The 17,845-nt window shown below is 54.7% G+C and carries 20 protein-coding genes; 10 read left to right on the top strand and 10 right to left on the bottom strand.

Going from position 1 to position 17,845, the window contains the following annotated elements; all coding sequences use genetic code 11:
• Window positions 1-19 precede the first annotated feature (19 nt).
• Window positions 20-1,282 (top strand): glutamate-5-semialdehyde dehydrogenase, encoded by a 1,263-nt coding sequence (locus AC2FJ5_RS18170; RefSeq protein WP_496794239.1) that lies wholly within the window; start codon window positions 20-22, stop codon window positions 1,280-1,282.
• On the opposite strand, the gene AC2FJ5_RS18165 is transcribed toward AC2FJ5_RS18170, so the two are convergent.
• Complete coding sequence (locus AC2FJ5_RS18165; RefSeq protein ID WP_282021254.1) at window positions 1,279-1,875, bottom strand: histidine phosphotransferase family protein; 597 nt, start codon at window positions 1,873-1,875, stop codon at window positions 1,279-1,281. The two genes, AC2FJ5_RS18170 and AC2FJ5_RS18165, sit on opposite strands and share 4 nt — an antisense overlap.
• A 42-nt stretch (window positions 1,876-1,917) precedes the next feature.
• Here AC2FJ5_RS18165 and AC2FJ5_RS18160 point away from each other — a divergent pair, with 42 nt between their 5' ends.
• The 5 genes from AC2FJ5_RS18160 (at window position 1,918) to tsf (ending at window position 5,706) form a co-directional block, all read left to right on the top strand.
• On the top strand, window positions 1,918-2,100 hold the full coding sequence (locus AC2FJ5_RS18160) for a DUF3553 domain-containing protein (RefSeq protein WP_271947102.1): 183 nt from the start codon (window positions 1,918-1,920) through the stop codon (window positions 2,098-2,100).
• Window positions 2,101-2,197: 97 nt separating this feature from the next.
• Entirely contained in the window at window positions 2,198-2,953 is a 756-nt protein-coding gene (gene olsB, locus AC2FJ5_RS18155; protein WP_496688091.1) for an L-ornithine N(alpha)-acyltransferase, read from the top strand.
• Window positions 2,954-2,957: 4 nt separating this feature from the next.
• Window positions 2,958-3,794 carry a lyso-ornithine lipid O-acyltransferase gene (gene olsA / locus AC2FJ5_RS18150; protein ID WP_496794263.1) on the top strand — a complete coding sequence of 279 codons (837 nt, stop codon included), beginning with the start codon at window positions 2,958-2,960 and terminating at the stop codon, window positions 3,792-3,794.
• A 167-nt stretch (window positions 3,795-3,961) separates the two neighbouring features.
• The gene (gene rpsB / locus AC2FJ5_RS18145; protein ID WP_142633821.1) at window positions 3,962-4,753 is read left to right on the top strand and encodes a 30S ribosomal protein S2; all 792 of its coding nucleotides are present in this window, start codon (window positions 3,962-3,964) and stop codon (window positions 4,751-4,753) included.
• A 77-nt stretch (window positions 4,754-4,830) separates the two neighbouring features.
• Entirely contained in the window at window positions 4,831-5,706 is an 876-nt protein-coding gene (gene tsf, locus AC2FJ5_RS18140; RefSeq protein WP_142633819.1) for a translation elongation factor Ts, read from the top strand.
• 394 nt (window positions 5,707-6,100) lie between these two features.
• Here tsf and AC2FJ5_RS18135 read toward each other — a convergent pair whose 3' ends face one another.
• The 3 genes from AC2FJ5_RS18135 to AC2FJ5_RS18125 all read right to left on the bottom strand — a co-directional run bounded on the left by AC2FJ5_RS18135 (window position 6,101) and on the right by AC2FJ5_RS18125 (window position 8,421).
• Window positions 6,101-6,856, bottom strand: a complete 756-nt coding sequence (locus AC2FJ5_RS18135; protein ID WP_142633818.1) for a LuxR family transcriptional regulator — start codon at window positions 6,854-6,856, stop codon at window positions 6,101-6,103.
• A 5-nt stretch (window positions 6,857-6,861) separates the two neighbouring features.
• Window positions 6,862-7,302 carry a type II 3-dehydroquinate dehydratase gene (gene aroQ, locus AC2FJ5_RS18130; protein ID WP_271947108.1) on the bottom strand — a complete coding sequence of 147 codons (441 nt, stop codon included), beginning with the start codon at window positions 7,300-7,302 and terminating at the stop codon, window positions 6,862-6,864.
• Window positions 7,303-7,425: 123 nt separating this feature from the next.
• Window positions 7,426-8,421: an NADPH:quinone oxidoreductase family protein gene (locus tag AC2FJ5_RS18125; RefSeq protein ID WP_496794238.1), complete on the bottom strand. Its 996-nt coding sequence runs from the start codon at window positions 8,419-8,421 to the stop codon at window positions 7,426-7,428.
• Between the two features lie 151 nt (window positions 8,422-8,572).
• Between AC2FJ5_RS18125 and AC2FJ5_RS18120 the strand changes: the two genes are divergently transcribed.
• Window positions 8,573-9,391 (top strand): SDR family NAD(P)-dependent oxidoreductase, encoded by an 819-nt coding sequence (locus AC2FJ5_RS18120; protein ID WP_496794237.1) that lies wholly within the window; start codon window positions 8,573-8,575, stop codon window positions 9,389-9,391.
• Between the two features lie 25 nt (window positions 9,392-9,416).
• Window positions 9,417-10,436: a phosphotransferase family protein gene (locus AC2FJ5_RS18115; protein WP_496704607.1), complete on the top strand. Its 1,020-nt coding sequence runs from the start codon at window positions 9,417-9,419 to the stop codon at window positions 10,434-10,436.
• 12 nt (window positions 10,437-10,448) lie between these two features.
• On the opposite strand, the gene AC2FJ5_RS18110 is transcribed toward AC2FJ5_RS18115, so the two are convergent.
• On the bottom strand, window positions 10,449-11,060 hold the full coding sequence (locus tag AC2FJ5_RS18110; RefSeq protein ID WP_496794235.1) for a 2-hydroxychromene-2-carboxylate isomerase: 612 nt from the start codon (window positions 11,058-11,060) through the stop codon (window positions 10,449-10,451).
• Between the two features lie 183 nt (window positions 11,061-11,243).
• Between AC2FJ5_RS18110 and AC2FJ5_RS18105 the strand changes: the two genes are divergently transcribed.
• Together AC2FJ5_RS18105 and AC2FJ5_RS18100 are read left to right on the top strand one after the other, a co-directional pair.
• The gene (locus tag AC2FJ5_RS18105) at window positions 11,244-12,461 is read left to right on the top strand and encodes a serine hydrolase domain-containing protein (RefSeq protein ID WP_496794234.1); all 1,218 of its coding nucleotides are present in this window, start codon (window positions 11,244-11,246) and stop codon (window positions 12,459-12,461) included.
• A gap of 49 nt (window positions 12,462-12,510) precedes the next feature.
• A complete protein-coding gene (locus AC2FJ5_RS18100) occupies window positions 12,511-13,380 on the top strand; it encodes an acyl-CoA thioesterase (protein ID WP_496794233.1) in 870 nt (289 codons plus the stop codon).
• Here the strand turns inward: AC2FJ5_RS18100 and AC2FJ5_RS18095 are convergent.
• From AC2FJ5_RS18095 to pstB, 5 genes are all read right to left on the bottom strand, one after another.
• Window positions 13,377-14,144: an SDR family oxidoreductase gene (locus tag AC2FJ5_RS18095; protein WP_496794232.1), complete on the bottom strand. Its 768-nt coding sequence runs from the start codon at window positions 14,142-14,144 to the stop codon at window positions 13,377-13,379. The two genes, AC2FJ5_RS18100 and AC2FJ5_RS18095, sit on opposite strands and share 4 nt — an antisense overlap.
• A gap of 121 nt (window positions 14,145-14,265) precedes the next feature.
• On the bottom strand, window positions 14,266-15,495 hold the full coding sequence (locus AC2FJ5_RS18090; RefSeq protein ID WP_282021246.1) for an acyl-CoA dehydrogenase: 1,230 nt from the start codon (window positions 15,493-15,495) through the stop codon (window positions 14,266-14,268).
• A 121-nt stretch (window positions 15,496-15,616) separates the two neighbouring features.
• On the bottom strand, window positions 15,617-16,306 hold the full coding sequence (gene phoB / locus AC2FJ5_RS18085; protein ID WP_142633798.1) for a phosphate regulon transcriptional regulator PhoB: 690 nt from the start codon (window positions 16,304-16,306) through the stop codon (window positions 15,617-15,619).
• 11 nt (window positions 16,307-16,317) lie between these two features.
• On the bottom strand, window positions 16,318-17,019 hold the full coding sequence (gene phoU, locus AC2FJ5_RS18080; RefSeq protein ID WP_271947126.1) for a phosphate signaling complex protein PhoU: 702 nt from the start codon (window positions 17,017-17,019) through the stop codon (window positions 16,318-16,320).
• A 16-nt stretch (window positions 17,020-17,035) separates the two neighbouring features.
• Entirely contained in the window at window positions 17,036-17,833 is a 798-nt protein-coding gene (pstB, locus tag AC2FJ5_RS18075) for a phosphate ABC transporter ATP-binding protein PstB (RefSeq protein WP_142633794.1), read from the bottom strand.
• Window positions 17,834-17,845 lie beyond the last annotated feature (12 nt).

Raw genomic sequence — 17,845 nt, 5'->3', positions numbered from 1 at the left:
TGACTGAAAGGCACCTGAGATGAAGGATTTCGACAGCATCCCCGACCTGATGACCGATCTTGGGAAACGCGCCAAGGCCGCCGCTGCCGAGCTGGCATTTGCAAGCGCCGAGCGTAAACATGCTGCCCTGATTGGGGCCGCCGAGGCTGTTTGGGCCAATCGTGAACAGATCATTGCGGCCAATAAGAAAGATATGGAATTCGGGCGCGACAAAGGGTTGAGCCCGGCGATGATGGATCGCCTGATGCTGGATGAGGCCCGCATTCAGGGCATGGTCGACGGGCTGCGCGCCGTTGCAGAGCAGGCCGATCCTGTTGGTGAGGTTCTGACCGAATGGGACATGCCCTCGGGCCTGAACATCCAGCGTGTGCGGACACCTTTGGGGGTTATCGGCGTGATTTATGAGAGCCGCCCAAATGTTACGGCGGATGCGGGAGCGTTGTGCCTGAAGTCCGGGAACGCGGTCATCCTGCGCGGTGGATCAGAAGGCTTTCATTCCTCGTCAGCCATCCACGCGTGTTTGGTTCAGGGCTTGAAATCGGCGAACCTGCCCGAGGATGCCGTTCAGCTTATCCCAACCCGCGACCGGGCGGCGGTTCAGGAACTGCTGACCATGACCGATTATGTCGACGTAATCGTTCCCCGTGGGGGCAAAGGACTGGTCGGGCTAGTCCAGCGCGAGGCCCGGGTCCCGGTATTTGCCCATCTGGAAGGCATTGTGCATATCTATATCGACAAGGCCGCTGATCCGCAAAAGACGCTCGATGTGGTTTTAAATGCCAAAACCCGCCGTACCGGAATCTGCGGTGCTGCCGAATGTCTGCTGATCCATCAGGATATCGCTGAAACGCTGGGACGGGATGTCATATCGGCGCTTCTGGCCGCAGGTGTCGAAGTACACGCCGAAGGTACTTTGGCCGTTGATGGCACTATCGCGGCCACTTCTGATGATTGGGGCAAAGAGTTTCTGGATAGTATAATCGCGGCCAAGCCGGTGACTGATATCGACGCCGCCATTGCTCATATCCGCAGGTTTGGGTCGAACCATACCGATTGCATCATGACCGAGGATCCCGCTGCAGCTGCCCGGTTCTTTGAACGGCTTGATAGCGCGATCCTGATGCATAACGCCTCAACTCAATTCGCCGATGGCGGTGAGTTTGGCATGGGGGCCGAGATTGGCATCGCCACCGGAAAAATGCACGCGCGCGGCCCCGTAGGGGCGGCTCAACTGACCAGTTTTCAGTATCTGGTGCGCGGTTCAGGGACTGTTCGGTCTTAGAACCGGATTTCGACGCGGGTTGAGGCCGTATCGGTCGCGACCCGCCGTCCCATCGACGATGCGGATTCCGGCAGCAGCGCAAATTGAACCTGCGCTGGGGTGACCTTGTTGGTAAACCGTCCGCTGGGCAGGTTCTTCCATAGCTCGGCTTCCAGCTTCAATTTGTCCGCGGTTCCTGTCACAGACCAGTTCTTCCCGTCGTTTACGATCGTTACATCCCCGCCAAATGGCATCGCGCTTTCGCAGCACATCAACGCCAGAAAGGCCAGTTTCACCTGATTACGCGGCACCGCTTCGGTCAGGTTCCAGTTGACACGAACACGACCTGCGCGTTCGACATCATTCAACAGCTCTAAAACCTCGGCCCGCCCAAGGGGATGATCGCTGGCCGACCCAAAAGCGACCCTGAAAAAGCGGATGCGTGCGCCGGCGCTGCCGACACTTCCTGCGATCAGTTCCATCTCGGGGCCTTGCACCGCGCCAACCATTTCAAGCAGCTCCAAGCCGTTGGTGATCGCCCCGATCGGGCTGATCAGATCGTGGCAGATCCGCGAGCCGATCAGTTCGGCCAGGTTGACGTCCAAGTCGCTCATGCGTACCTCCTGCTGTATCTGCCGCCGGACCGGAGCCCCTTGATGACAGATCTGAATGCCATTCTCGCACCGGGCATGTATGTCCGCCACCCCGATTTCCCCGATTGGGGCATTGGACAGGTACAATCCAACATCGCAGGTAAGATCACCGTAAACTTCCGCGAGCAGGGAAAAGTGGTAATCGACGGGACACGCATCGCCCTGATGCCGGTCTTTGATCCGTGAAACTGGTTTAAGAAAGGTTAACGTTTGATCGAAGCGCTCTATGTTGCCATTCCCCTGAAACCTGCGGTATCAGCGCGGAAACAACACGGAACCTCTGATGCCGGACGCAGGCCCTTCTTTCACCGTCAAACTCGCCGAAAATGACACCGAATTGCGGGCTGCACAGCGGTTACGCTATGATGTGTTCATACGTGAACTGGGCGGCGGTGGGGAAATGGTCGACCACGATGCCGGGCTGGAGCGCGACAGGTTCGATCCCTATTTCGATCATATGTTGGCGGTTGACGATCAATCTGGCAAAGTTGTTGGCGTTTACAGGCTGTTACCAGGTGATCGTGCTTCTGAAATCGGACAGTTCTATTCCGAAGATGAATACGATCTTTCCATCTTGAAACAAGGCGGACGCAAGCTGTTGGAGTTGGGACGTTCATGTCTACATCCCGATTATCGCGGCGGCACAGCAATGTATCACCTGTGGAACGGGTTGGCCGCCTATGTTGCCGAGCGCGAGATCGAGGTCTTGTTCGGCGTCGCCAGTTTCCACGGCACCGATCCTCAAGCTCTGGCTCAGCCTTTGTCCATGTTACATCACAATCACCTTGCGCCTCCGGACCTTCGGGTTCGGGCTCAGCCCGAAGTGTTCCAGCCCATGGATATGCTGGATAGCGATAAACTGGATCGGCGCGCAGCGATGGTGCAGGTTCCAGCACTGATAAAAGCATACCTGCGTCTCGGCGGGTTTGTGGGCGAGGGTGCCTTTATCGACCATATGTTCAATACCACCGATGTTTGCCTTATCCTCGACACGGCGCGGATGAATGAGCGACAACGGCGCATCTATGGTGGAGCGTAACGTGATGAGTGACGCCTCATGGCACAGTGAAAACGCACCTGACCCAATCAATCTGGGGGTCTGCGGATGGCTATTGGTCTTCCTTCGGGGTTTACCACTTGCTGTATTTGTATTCAGCGGGCTGATTGTCCTGCTGATCCTTCGCATGATCGAGCGCCCGCTCTATGGGGTTCACCGTCCGGTCACGCCCTTCATCACGCAGTTCGTATGCCGTAATGCGTTCCGGATTCTCGGGATTAGCTACCGTACAACCGGCGAGCTTATGACCCAGCGTGGTGCGGTTGTTGCGAACCATTCCTCGTGGCTTGATATTTTTGCGCTGAATGCCCGTAAAAGGATCTATTTTGTCTCGAAGGCCGAGGTAGCCAAATGGCCCGGTATAGGCTGGCTGGCGCGAGCGACAGGTACTGTTTTCATCGAGCGCGACCGCAAGAAGGCACGCGAACAGACACTTCTGTTTCAGGAGCGCCTGACAGCCGGTCACAAGCTGCTGTTTTTTCCAGAGGGTACGTCGACCGACGGTCTACGGATTTTACCATTTAAAACAACACTTTTTGCGGCATTCTTCACCGAAGATCTACGCGATTTCATGTATGTTCAACCGGTGTCGGTCGTTTACCATGCACCTAAGGGTGAGCCTGACCGGTTTTATGGCTGGTGGGGTGACATGGATTTTGCACCGCATCTGTTAAAGACTTTGGGAGCACGTCGCCAAGGTGGCGTAGAGCTAATTTATCATTCGCCAGCCAAGGTCAGCGACTTTGAGAACCGAAAGGCCCTGGCCGCCTATTGCGAAGATACCGTGCGTCAGGCGCACAGCCTTGCGCGGCTTGAAAAATAGGGCGATTGGCCCTTGCACTGCCTGAAAACCTGCCGTATACGCGCGCCATTCAAACCCGCAGGCGGGGTTTGGGCTTTATAGGGGAGACATCCTTATCTGGCCCGCCGGTTGGAGCATCCGCTTCTTTCACCCCCGCCGAGGCGTAAACCGGAAAAAGGAAATAAAGCATGGCTCTTCCCGAGTTCTCCATGCGTCAGCTGTTGGAAGCTGGCGTTCACTTTGGTCACCAGACACAGCGTTGGAATCCCCGCATGGGCCCGTTTATCTACGGCTCGCGCAATGGCATCCACATCATGGACCTGACCCAGACCGTTCCGATGCTGGACCAGGCTCTGCAGGCTGTTCGTGACACTGTTGCCAAGGGCGGCCGCATTCTGTTCGTAGGCACCAAGCGTCAGGCCGCAGGCCCAATCGCCGAAGCAGCTGAAAAGTCAGCCCAGTACTACATGAACCACCGCTGGCTGGGCGGCACGCTGACCAACTGGAAAACCGTTTCCCAGTCGATCAACCGTCTGAACCAGATTGACGAAGCCATGGAATCGGGCGCCGAAGGCCTGACCAAGAAAGAGCGTCTGGGCATGGAACGTGACCAGGGCAAACTGCAGGCTTCGTTGGGCGGTATCCGCGAAATGGGCGGCGTCCCGGACCTGCTGTTCGTCATCGACGTCAAAAAAGAAGCACTGGCCATCGCCGAAGCCAACAAGCTGGGTATCCCGGTCGTGGCAGTTGTCGACACCAACTGCTCGCCCGATGGTGTCGATTACATCATCCCTGGCAACGATGACGCAGCCCGCGCGATCTCGCTGTACTGCGATCTGGCAGCACGTGCCGCTCTGGACGGCATGACCGCTCAGATGGGTGCAGCAGGCGTAGATCTTGGCGCATTCGAAGAAGCACCGGTTGAAGAAGTCGTTGCGGAAGAAGCACCCGCAGCAGCAGAAACACCTGCCGAAGCGTAAGCTGCCCGTCACGTAAATGACATCTGGGGCAGGGTATGACCTGCCCCAATTCCGTTTGAATTGAGGAGAGCCAAAAGATGGCAATCACAGCAGCAATGGTAAAAGAACTGCGCGACACCACTGGCGCAGGCATGATGGACGCGAAAAAAGCGCTGACCGAAACCGGCGGCAACATGGACGAAGCCGTTGATTGGCTGCGCACCAAAGGCTTGGCCAAAGCGGCCAAGAAATCGGGTCGTACCGCGGCGGAAGGTCTGGTTGCCGTTCACGTAAACGGCAACAATGGTGTTGCAGTTGAAGTGAACTCGGAAACCGACTTCGTCGGGAAAAACGCCGAATTCCAGGAAATGGTTGGTAAGATCGCATATGCCGCAGAAGGCGTCGACAATGTCGAAGCTCTGCTGGCAGCTGATCTGGGTGGCAAAACCGTTGCGGAAACGCTGACCGACAAGATCGCCACCATCGGTGAGAACATGTCGGTGCGCCGTATGTCCAAACTGTCGGGCGACACTGTTGTATCTTACGTCCATAACGCAGCCACTAACGGCATGGGCAAGATCGGCGTTCTGGTCGCTCTGACCGGCGGTGACGAAGCCATCGGCAAGCAGATTGCGATGCATATCGCGGCTGTGAACCCGGCAGCTCTGTCCGAGGCAGACATGGACCCGGCGATCGTCGAGAAAGAAAAGCAGGTCCAGATGGACATCGCGCGCGAATCCGGCAAGCCGGAGCAGGTCATCGAAAAGATGATCGTTGGACGCATGAAGAAGTTCGTCGCTGAATCGACCCTGTTGAACCAGCAGTTCGTTGTAAACCCTGACCTGACCGTTGAGGCCGCTGCCAAAGAAGCAGGCGCGACCGTCACCGGATTCGTGCGTCTGGAAGTTGGCGAAGGCATCGTTGTCGAAAAAGAAGACTTTGCCGCTGAAGTTGCAAAAGCAGTTCAGGGCTAAGCATCACAGGCCCTGAACAGGGCCTGTATCAATCTGAGAAACCGGGTACGCCATGCGTATCCGGTTTTTCTTTGCCCTTAGTGTAGAAATGATGCCTAGAAACGAAAAAGGACGCCGAAAGCGTCCACAAGTTAAACCTGGTTTAAATGAGGGGCCCCGCAAAGATGGGGATGGACGAGGCCCCCCAAAATTCCGACAAAGAGACGCGGACAAATAGGCGCCCTATTGTCAGAGCGATCGGAGAGCTTTGTTATTGCAAAGATCCGACCAAATGTTCCCAGGCTAAAGCCACCACTCACGGAACAATACCACTTTGCAACTTTAGCGTTAGATTCGGAAAGTCATGTTTTCCTTACCCTAGGTAAATTGACGCATATTCGCGTCACCCCCTGAGTCAAACCCCAACGATGAACATCTGATTTTGAAGAGATGCTTTCAAAACTGCCTGCGCCGTTGTCTCGACCACGAGGGCCTCGCGCGCCAGACGCAGATGCTTTTCGACAGTGGCCGAAGTCAGCCCCATCAGAATCGCAATGTCCTGAGTTGTTTTGCCGTCGCCGACCCACTCAAGCGCCTCACGCTGACGTTTTGTCAGGGCACGATTTGGTGCGTTATAGGGCAGGGTGAGGATTTTCAGATGAGCAACGTTGTTCATCAGAAGAATATCCTGGCCAAATTCCTCCCAGACAGCATCCACATCGTCTTGTGTACGCGATCCATGCGCTGAAAGCGAAATTGCCCCTTTTGACCGAACCGAAACCGAGTCGAAACTGACCGTATAGCCGGCGACGACACCTTTGGTTTTGTTGAACTCGATGACGTCTCGCTCTTTTGCGGTCAGGGTGCCATCAGTCATCAAATCCTGGGCGATCCTCCAGCTTGCGGCCCCTTCATTATGCAAAGCCCATTTCAGCATCGGAGCATGGAAATACAACCCGCCTCCCAGAAACCCATCCAGGTAATCTTTGCTGTGATTGGTCAGGATTACAAAATCCTCGGGATCCCCCAGCGACGTTTCGGTGCGATATCGCGTATATCCGTACAGCAAACGATCGAACCCATATTCTGCCATTTGCCGGCAATGGGCATCCCAGAGCTCTTCCAGGGTTTTGGTATAGCTGAGGAAATTCAGATACTCAGAAAGCTTCATAGCGATCATTCACCCTGTAAATGGGACCGCAACGCATCCAGCGCCAGCACATATCCCTGCGGACCCAATCCGCAAATCATGCCTACAGCCACACGTGAGATATAGGATCGGTGTCGAAACTCCTCACGCGCGTGGATATTGGACAAATGAACCTCGATGACCGGCAGCTCAACCGAGGCGATTGCGTCCATCAGGGCAATCGAGCTGTGCGTATAGGCACCTGCGTTCAAAACAATGCCGTCCTGCACACCTTTGGCGGCATGAATGGCATCAATCAACGCGCCTTCGTGGTTGGATTGGAAATGAATCACTTCCATCCCGATAGACTTACCGTGTTCGAGGCACATATCCTCGACCATTTGCAGCGTTGTGCTTCCGTAAACCTCGGGCTGTCGCGTGCCCAGCAGATTGAGGTTCGGACCATTCAGAATAAGAGCTTTATGCATTGTTATACTGTCCCCATAACAAGGTTCTTAAACGTGAACAGGTAGAGATGTCCACCGAACCTGAATCATGTGTCAGAACCGCGGCCTATAGGACACGAGGCTGAAGTTTCAGATATTGGCTGGCTATGCCATGGTCACGACAATTTTCCCAAGGGCCTTTCGGCTGGCCAGAAGGTCTAGCGCATTTTGGGCTTGATCCAGAGGGAATTGCGCACTGATCTGTGGTTTGATCTGCCCTTTGGCGTATAACCCGAACAAATCTTCCATGTTTTTGCCATGTCCTTTCGGGTCGCGAAACACCGAGGCGCCCCAGAAAACACCGACAATTTGACAACCCTTAAGCAGAGGGAGGTTCAATGGTATCTGAGGGATTCCGGCTGGGAAACCGACGACCAGGAATCGCCCCTTCCACCCCAAGCTGCGCAGCGCTGGCTCTGAATAGGCACCGCCAACGGCATCGTAGACGACATCAACGCCCTGACTACCGGCTAAGGCCTTGATGTCCGATCCAAAGGCCTTCTGCGCCGGTTTGTCCATGTCGCGCGCGTAAATGATCGTTTCGTCCGCCCCGATCTGACGACAGAAATCTGCTTTGTCCTGCGATGAAACTGCCGCAATAACCCGAGCCCCCATGGCATTGGCTAGCTCAATCGCAGCCGTACCAACTCCGCCCGCTGCACCCAGAATCAGGACCGTTTCCCCTTGTTGCAGCGCAGCGCGGTCCTTCAGGGCGTGATATGAGGTGCCATAGGTGAAGATAAAGCTCGCCGCGTCCTCAAATGGCATTGAGTCCGGGAATTTAACAGCTGTCGCCGCTTTGACCGCCAGATGTGTGGCAAAACCTCCGTGTCCGGTCAGGGCCAGCACACGGTCGCCAACGTTAAAGCCCGAAACACCTTCGCCCAACCCGATAACCTCGCCAGCGATCTCACCTCCGGGGGCAAACGGTCTTGGTGGCTTTATCTGATACAGGTCGCGTATCATCAGTGTATCCGGGAAATTAACGCCTGCGGCCCGCACGCGAACAAGCAATTCGCCCTTGCCCGGCGACGGATCGGGCAGGGTGGTCAGTTCCAATGTCTCCGGCCCGCCCGGAGCGACGCTGAGTAAGGCTTGCATGTTTACGCTAATGTCCCTGTTATTCGGTAAGGAGGAACTTTTGGCGTACTGTTCTGAGTTGTCAAGAAACCACGCGGCACAACCGGGTTAGGCGTTACCCTTGACCGACAAATGAGACAGTTTGCCAAAATCAAAAACCGAGGAGCAGGTCATGAACCCCGAAACTCTTTTCTCATTGCAGGGCAAAACCGCTCTGGTCACGGGTGGGGCCACCGGAATTGGCCGAATGGCGGCCGAGGCGCTGGTCCGGGCGGGTGCACGTGTACTGTTGGCATCTCGTAAAGGTGACGCGTGCGAGGCGGTCGCGGCCGAATTGAACGCACTGGGCGCCACAGGAACCGCCGAAGGGTTTGCCGGTGATGTCGGATCAAAAGAGGGTGTCGGCAATCTGGTGGACGAAGTGCTCAAGCGCACGGACCGGCTGGATATCCTCATGAACAATGCCGGTGTTTCCTGGGGCGCACCGATGGGTCAGTTTCCCTACGAAGCCTGGGAAAAAGTCATGTCGATCAATGTGACAGGAATCTTCGAACTGACCCAAAAACTGTTGCCGATTCTGATGTCTTCCGGGACTGCCGAAGATCCATCCCGCATCGTCAATGTTGGATCGGTTATGGGCGAAGTTCCTATGGGCGACGGTGCGTATAGCTACTCTGCCTCAAAGGCGGCTGTGCTGCATCTAACCAAAATCATGGCCAAAGAACTTGCTCCGCATCACATCACCGTCAATGCGCTGGCGCCTGGACCCTTTGTCTCTCGGATGACGGCATTTGCCACATCTGACGAAGGGACGCGCAAGAAAGTCGGCAAATCCGTACCCTTGGGTCGCGTTGGACGTGACGAGGATATCGCAGGCTGTATGCTGTTCCTGTGCGGTCTGGGTGGCAGCTATGTCACCGGCGCGGTGATCCCGGTTTCGGGCGGGATCAATGTTGTCACCGCCGGCAACATCTTTGCTGAAGCACTCTGAAGCATCGGCCAAAGGGAGCCACAAAATGGACAGCGCAATTCTGGATCTGAAACGCGTCGATGCCTATCTCGGCACGCATCTCAAAGGGTATCGGGGTCCGTTGGAGGCGAAAAAATTCGAGGTTGGCCAATCAAACCCAACTTTTGAGTTAAAAACGCCTGAGAATTCCTATGTCCTGCGCCGCAAGCCGCCGGGAGTGTTGCTGAAATCCGCCCATGCCGTTGACCGCGAGTTCAGGGTTCAAAGTGCTCTGGCCGAAAGCGATGTGCCTGTACCCAAAATGCTGCTGCTTTGCGAGGATGATGACGTCATCGGGTCGGCGTTTTATGTGATGGAGCATCTCGAAGGCAGGACGTTTCTTGAACCCACAATGCTTGGCGAAAGAACCGAAACCCGCACGGCAATTATCGACGAGATGAACCGCGTTCTGGCGGCGCTGCATAAGGTCGATATCGATTCTGTTGGCCTGTCCGACTATGGCCCGCCGGGAAGCTATTTTGAGCGTCAGATCGGGCGGTGGACAAAACAATTTCGGGCGTCCGAAACCACTCAGATTCCGGATATGGATACCTTGATCGAGGCTTTGACCAACGCAACCCCCAAGGATGATGGTCAGAGAACGCTGGTTCACGGCGATTACCGCATCGACAATCTGATGTTCGAAAAGCAGGGCACACGCTGTCTGGGCGTACTGGATTGGGAATTGTCGACAATCGGGCATCCCTTTGCCGATCTCGCAGCCGTTATCATGCAATGGCAGATGCCACCTGGAAAAGAGGGGCGGGGTCTGGCTGGCATAGACCGGTCCTCGCTCGGCCTGCCATCCGATCAGGCTTTCATTGATCAATACTGCGAGCGCCGCGACCTTCCCGGAATTGATAACTTTGGGTTCTATCTGGCGTTCAATTTCTTCCGAATGGCTGCGATCTTGCAGGGTGTTTATAAGCGGGCGCTTGACGGAAACGCCTCTGATCCGAAAAGAGCTCAGATTTTTGGTAGTTACGTTCCTAAGTTTGCACAACGAGGGCTGACTGCATTGGGCTGAGGGTGAAACCACCTAGGGCGTATGAAATCTCGACAATTCAAGCTCAAGGTTGGCCAGGCTGTTTTTGCCAAAGAACATCTCAGTATCTACAAACATGCTGGGGACACCGAAAACACCTCGCTTGACCATAGCCTTGGTTTGGTTTTTCAGGTTTTGCTTTACGTTCAGATTGGTCATGGCCTCGCGCAGTTTTCGTATAGGCAAGCCGTTATCCTGAAGAATGTCGCAAAGGACACCCAGCTCATCCACTTTTTGGCCGTGCACCCAAATTGCATCAAATATGGACGCTATATATTTGTTTTCCCATGATTTACCGGATGCTAACAAAGCCCCGCGCATGGCGAATTTGGTGTTCATCGGGAAATGTGGGCTCATATGAAAGCTCAACCCACGGTGACGCGCAAAGCGATGGAGATCGCGGGTCAAATAGGCCGTCTTCTGCCGGTTCTCTGAAAAAGCCTTAAACGGGCTTTGGTTATTGGTGGCTTTGAAAACAGTGGCCAGCAGAACCGGAACATATGTAACACCGACTTCGTGCTTTGCAGCGATATCAGATATCATCTTCTGCGCGAGGAAGGCGTTCGGACTGCAAAAATCATAAACAAATTCTATATGTTGCGGCATATTTCTCCTCCATCAGGCGAGAGTCGAACCGGACACGAATCTATCTGCGACCACATTAGCAGGCAAAACCCTTTTGGCGTACAGGGACATCGTTGGATTGAGGTGATTTAGCTGTCCTTTTTCCGCTTAACCCCGCAATATCCGGGAAAGATACGTTAATTTCTCAAAGTTGAGCACACACAGATGAAGTTCGAACAAGCCCGGCTAGATCGTATTTGCGATTGGATGCAATCCTATGTGGATGATCGCAAATATGCCGGAAGCTCATTCTTGATGATGCATCAGGGCAGGGAGGTTCTGTTTCATTCCTGCGGGCTTAGAAGCGTTGAGAACAATCTGCCATTCGAGCGGGATACCCTCGTTCGCATCTATTCGATGACCAAGCCGATAACCACTGCGGCCCTGATGATCCTTGTTGAACGCGGTGAGGTTCACCTCGGCGCACAAGTGTCTGAATATATATCTGATTTCACCGCAACACAGGCGCTGGTACCCGGCGCCACAAGGTTGGATCAGACCGAACCTGCACCTGCACCAACGCTTCATCAGCTGCTGACCCATACAAGTGGCCTGAGCTATCCTTTCAACCCCGGCATCCTGGCTGCGGCAATGGACGAACTTGATCTTGTTTTCGGCCCTAAAGAAGGGTCTTTGGCCGAAAGAGTATCTTTGCTGTCCACTTTGCCTTTCGCCTTTCAGCCGGGAACACGATGGGAATATTCGGTGGGGATAGACGTTATTGGTCGCGTGATAGAAGTTCTTTCTGGCCAATCTCTGGAGCAATTCCTTGCGGAAGGGATTTTCAGACCTCTTGGCATGTCCCAGACCGGGTTCAGGGTTCCGGCGGGAGCAGGGGATCGGTTTGCCTCGCTCTATACGCCTTTGGCGGGCAATGCGATGGCGCTAAACGAAGCCCGTACGGGTGAGCAGACTTTGCGTCTGGTCGACAATGCCGACGCATCGCCCTTTGAATCGGCATCAATGTATTCTGGGGGCGGAGGGTTGGTTTCAACCATTGATGACTTTGCTAGATTTTCAGAGATGCTCCGAAATCGCGGAAGGTTCGGTGATCAACAGATTCTTGCACCAAAAACTGTAGAATTCATGCTTCACAACCACTTACCCGGCGATATTGCCTCGATGGGACCGCAGAGTTTTGCGGAACAACCCATGGAGGGCATGGGCTTTGGCCTTGGTGGCGCTGTCGTCATTAACCCCGGCAGAACCTGTGTTCCGGGCAGCATGGGGGATTTCAGCTGGGGTGGTATGGCATCGACCTTCTTTTGGGTTGATCGTCAGAACGATTTTACAGCGATCTTTTTCACCCAACTGTCACCATCCAGCTCTTATCCCTCCCGCGCAGAATTGAAGGCGCTCACCCTCGGGTCAATCATTGAATGACATTCGGCGCGCTGATACCCATTCGCCAAGATTAATCGGAGTACCGCATATGACCGAAGCAGAGAAAGTTCTTCTGGATCTTCTGGACGTTGAAAGACTGGAAGTAGACCTGTTTCGGGGAACAGGGTCGGGCGGCGAAACACCTATGCGAATTTTCGGCGGTCAGGTCATCGCACAAGCACTAGCCGCCGCATATCGCACCGTAGACAACCGTCTGTGTCATTCCCTGCACGCCTATTTCATCCGCCCGGGCGACCCAAGCATTCCCGTAATTTATCAAGTTGATAGGGCCCGTGACGGAGGTTCGTTCACGACGCGCCGTGTGGTTGCAATTCAGCATGGTAAGCAGATTTTAAACATGTCCGCCTCATTCCACATTCTGGACGAAGGTTGGGATCATCAGCACGACATGCCTGAGATGGAAGCGCCCGAATCCTACCCATCGCGATCAGAGCTCAAGAAGAAATATCTGGACAAAGTACCGCCCAGCTTTCGCGGAGAACTAACACGCGAGCGCCCGATCGAAGTCCGCGAGGTCGGCCATCTGGATCCTTTCAACCCAGAGAAATCGGATGACCGCAACCAGATCTGGTTCCGGATGGGGGCCGCGGCCAATGCCGATGCGGTCACGCAGCATCTGTTGCTGGCCTATGCTTCAGATATGTATCTCATGAGCTCGGGAATGCGCCCGCACGGCCTAAGCTGGTTTACTGGTGAAGTGAACGGCGCCAGCCTAGACCATGCGATTTGGTTTCACGCGCCGCTCAAGTTCGAGAATTGGCATCTGTATTCCATGGATTCGCCATGGAGCGGACGAGGGCGTAACTTCAACCGTGGATCAATCTATTCCGAAGATGGCGTTCTGGTCGCATCAGTTGCCCAGGAAGGCCTGATGAGGCGCCCTCAGAACAAAAGTTAAGTCTCTTCAATAAACATTTGATTTAACTTCTGCATTCCTGAAATCCACCTGTCATAATCTCCGGATTTATGGCGAATGTAGTCCAGAACCTTTGGATGCGGCAGTACCAGAAATTGCTCAGAAGTTATTGCCTTTACGCAAGCCTCGGCAACATCTTCAGGTTCCAACATTCCGTCAATCGAAGCCACGGAAGTTTCGTGCCCGCGCGTCATATCGGACCGTACGGCCTGTGGGCACAGAACCGAGACCCGCAGGCCTTTGTGCCCATATGTCAGCGACAACCATTCAGCAAACCCAACGGCGGCGTGCTTTGTGACGCCGTATGGCGCGGCACCTGGCTGGTTTAACAATCCCGCAGCAGACGCCGTGGTCATGATGTAGCCTCCGCCACGCTCCAGCATTCTGGGCACCAAATGCCGCGCGGTCCAAACATGGGACATCACGTTGATTTTCCAGATACGATCCCAGTCTTCATCGGGAACCTCCAAGCCACCAATCGTCAATATCCCGGCATTTGCACAATACAGATCGATAGGGCCAATCGAGCTTTCTACAGCTTCGATCAACTCGGCTGTATTAGCCTCAAGCGAAACATCACAATGGAATGAATGGCCGCCAATCTCTTTTGCGACAGCGTCTGCGCCGGTTTTGTTGATATCAGCGCAGGCAACCGTGGCACCTTCACGAGCAAATCGCTGTGCCAAACCTTTTCCGATGCCATCAGCGGCACCGGTCACAACAACGAACTTTCCGTTCAATTCCATTCGATCCTCATGATGCAGTAGGTGTCAGGAACAGATCGTAAGGTATTGTGAGGATTCGAAAAGTTTCCCAAGCGAATTGGCATTATTTTAACATAATACCAATTACACGAATTCTGGAAACTTAGTAAAACGCCTGCAATCCCGTCTGTGCACGCCCCAGGATCAACGCGTGAACATCATGCGTCCCCTCGTACGTGTTGACCGTTTCTAGGTTCACCATATGTCGGATGACCTGAAACTCTAGCGAAATGCCGTTGCCGCCGTGCATGTCACGCGCATGACGTGAAATATCCAGGGCTTTGCCGCAATTGTTGCGCTTAATGATCGATATCATCTCGGGCGCGGCTTCGGCCTTGTCCATCAGTCGCCCAACGCGCAGGCTTGCCTGAAGACCCAGAGCAATTTCTGTCTGCATATCCGCCAATTTGCGCTGGAAAAGCTGCGTCTGCGCCAATGGCTTGTCAAATTGTTTCCGGTCCAACCCATATTGGCGCGCCGCATGCCAACAGCTTTCGGCAGCGCCCATAACACCCCAGCTGATTCCGTAGCGTGCGCGGTTCAGACATCCAAACGGGCCTTTCAGGCCCTGAACATGAGGCAGCAAAGCATCCTCGGTGACTTCGACACCCTCCAGCACAATTTCACCGGTGATCGAGGCGCGTAGACTCAGCTTGTTCTGGATTTTCGGTGCGCTCAGACCTTTGAGGCCTTTTTCAAGGACAAAGCCACGGATCTTTCCGTCATGTGCATCAGATTTGGCCCAAACGACAAACACATCCGCAATCGGGGCGTTCGATATCCACATCTTGCTGCCAGATAGACGATATCCACCGTCGATCTTTTCCGCACGTGTTTTCATACCTGCCGGATCAGAGCCCGCATCTGGTTCGGTCAGACCAAAACATCCGATCCATTCGCCGCTGGCCAGTTTCGGAAGGTATTTCCGGCGCTGCTCCTCGCTGCCATAGGCATAGATCGGATACATCACCAACGAGCTTTGTACAGACATCATCGAGCGATAGCCCGAATCCACGCGTTCCACTTCTCGGGCGACAAGGCCGTAAGAGACATATCCGCCCCCTAGCCCGCCGTATTCTTCCGGGATCGTAGTGCCGAGCAAACCCATTTCACCCATTTCACGAAAAATCTCGGGGTCAGTTTCTTCGTTATGAAATGCTTCTGTCACCCGCGGCTGAAGCTTTTCCTGCGCATAGGCTTGCGCACTGGCCGCAATCATACGTTCGTCTTCGTCTAGCTGGTCTGACAGGCGGAACGGATCATCCCAGGCGAACTGGCCCATGTCAGGCGCATCTTTGGCGCGTAATGTCGGCTTGGTGTCAGGGGCATTCATGGTGCGTCTCCGCTTTGTCAGCTTCGCGGCAAACTAACCCGTCGGCCCGCCAAAAAACAGTAAGAGTTTCGCATCCACCCTTGAGTAAAACTCATAGCTTGCAGCCACCTGCCCCACGCGTTCAACCCAGCGCGTATCCCGCACCGCGAACAGTGCGAACCGGATCATCTCCACCATACTGCGTTAATGCTTTGCGTAAGCGGCCGATATGAACGTCGACCGTTCGTGTATCGACATAAATATCCCGCCCCCAGACGCGATCCAATAGCTGTTCTCGGCTCCAGACGCGGCCCGGCTTTTCCATGAATGTGCTCAGCAAGCGAAATTCGGTTGGGCCAAGCTTTAGTGGTTTGCTGTCGCGGCTGACCTTATGAGTTTCAGAATCCAAAACGATGTCTGCGAATTCCAGCCTAATTCCTACAGTCGCAGGCCGGACACGCCGCAACTGGGTGCGTACCCGGGCCATAAGCTCGACAATCGAATAGGGTTTGACCACATAGTCATCAGCCCCGGTTTCCAGACCTCGTACTTTGTCGATTTCTTCCGACCGGGCCGACAGCATGATAATTGGGATCGACCGGGTATCGGAGCGGGTTTTCAGCCGGCGGCAAACCTCGATCCCGCTGAGATTAGGCATCATCCAGTCCAGTACGATAATGTCCGGACTGTCTTCATCGACCAGCAACATGGCCTCTTCACCGTTGGCTGCTTTGGATACGCGGAAACCTTCTGCCTCGAGATTATAGGCCAGGACTTCGCGCTGAGCCGGCTCATCCTCGACAACCAGAACGGTCGGTTGATCAGCGGACATTCTCAAATCTCCTAGACGGATTGCGATGTAAAATCGGCTTTGGGACGCGCTTCTGTCGGGCGCTCTCCGGTCACCAGATAAACGACCTGCTCGGCAATCGCCGTCACATGATCGCCCATACGTTCTATATTTTTGGCGATGAAATGCAGGTGCATACAGGATGAGATGTTGCGCGGGTCTTCTGCCATGAAAGTAAGGAATTCTCGGAACAGACCATTATACATCTGGTCGACTTCCTCATCACGTTCGATCACATCCGCCGCCAGCTCAGCGTCGCGCTGGACATAGGCGTCCAAAGCGTCCCTGAGCATCCGCTCGACCTCACGTGCCATACGTCGCAAGGCTGCGGCACTGCCATTGATCTCACTGGTATTGACCAGAACGGTCGTGCGTTTGGCGATGTTCTTTGAATAGTCGCCGATGCGTTCCAGGTTGGCGGAAACCTTCAATACCGATAGGACCAGACGAAGATCGCTTGCTGTTGGCGCACGCAGCGCGATCAAACGCGCCGTTTCTTCATTGATCAGCTCTTCCAACGCATCAATGGCCTTGTCGCCCTGACGCACCTCTTGCGCGAGCTCGACATCGCGCGATTCAAGCGACCGTGCCGCGCTCATGATTGCGGCTTCGACGAGGCCGCCCATTTTCATGATATGCGCCTGAATGGCTTCCAGATCCCGGTCGAAGGCGGATGCGATATGTTGTTCTGTCATCTCTGAATACCTATGTTCAGCCGATACGGCCGGTGATGTAGCTTTCGGTGCGGGGATCTTCAGGGTTGGTGAAAATCTGTCCGGTTTCACCAAACTCGACAAGGTTGCCCAAATGGAAAAACGCGGTCTTCTGGCTGACGCGAGCGGCCTGCTGCATCGAGTGGGTAACGATCACTACCGAGTATCGCGACCGCAATTCGTCGATCAGTTCCTCGACCTGCGCAGTCGCAATCGGATCAAGGGCCGAGCACGGCTCGTCCATCAGCAGGACCTCAGGTTCCGTAGCCACCGCACGGGCGATGCACAAGCGCTGTTGCTGACCGCCGGACAGGCCGGTTCCAGGCGCGTCAAGACGGTCTTTGACCTCATCCCAGATGGCGCCGCGGCGCAGTGATTTCTCAACAATCTCGTCCAGTTCAGCTTTGTTTCTGGCCAACCCGTGGATACGCGGGCCGTAGGCCACATTGTCATAGATCGACTTGGGAAACGGGTTCGGTTTCTGGAACACCATGCCGACCTTGGCACGCAGTTGAACCGGGTCGACGCGTTTGTCATAGATATCTTCGCCATCCAGCAGGATATCGCCCTCGACACGGCAGATGTCGATCGTGTCGTTCATCCGGTTCAGGCAGCGCAGGAAGGTGGATTTTCCGCAACCCGAGGGACCAATAAAGGCGGTAACGGTCTTGTCTTCGATCCTGACGTCGACGTCTTTGATGGCGTGATTTTCACCGTAATAAACCTGAACCTTGTTCGCGGCAATCTTGATGTCTTTGGCGTCCACGGTTCTCTCCACTCGTGTCATATCGTTCATAATTGACCCCAT

It is taken from the genome of Ruegeria sp. CDSA221, assembly GCF_059611825.1.
This window is presented reverse-complemented; position numbering and strand designations above follow the sequence as displayed.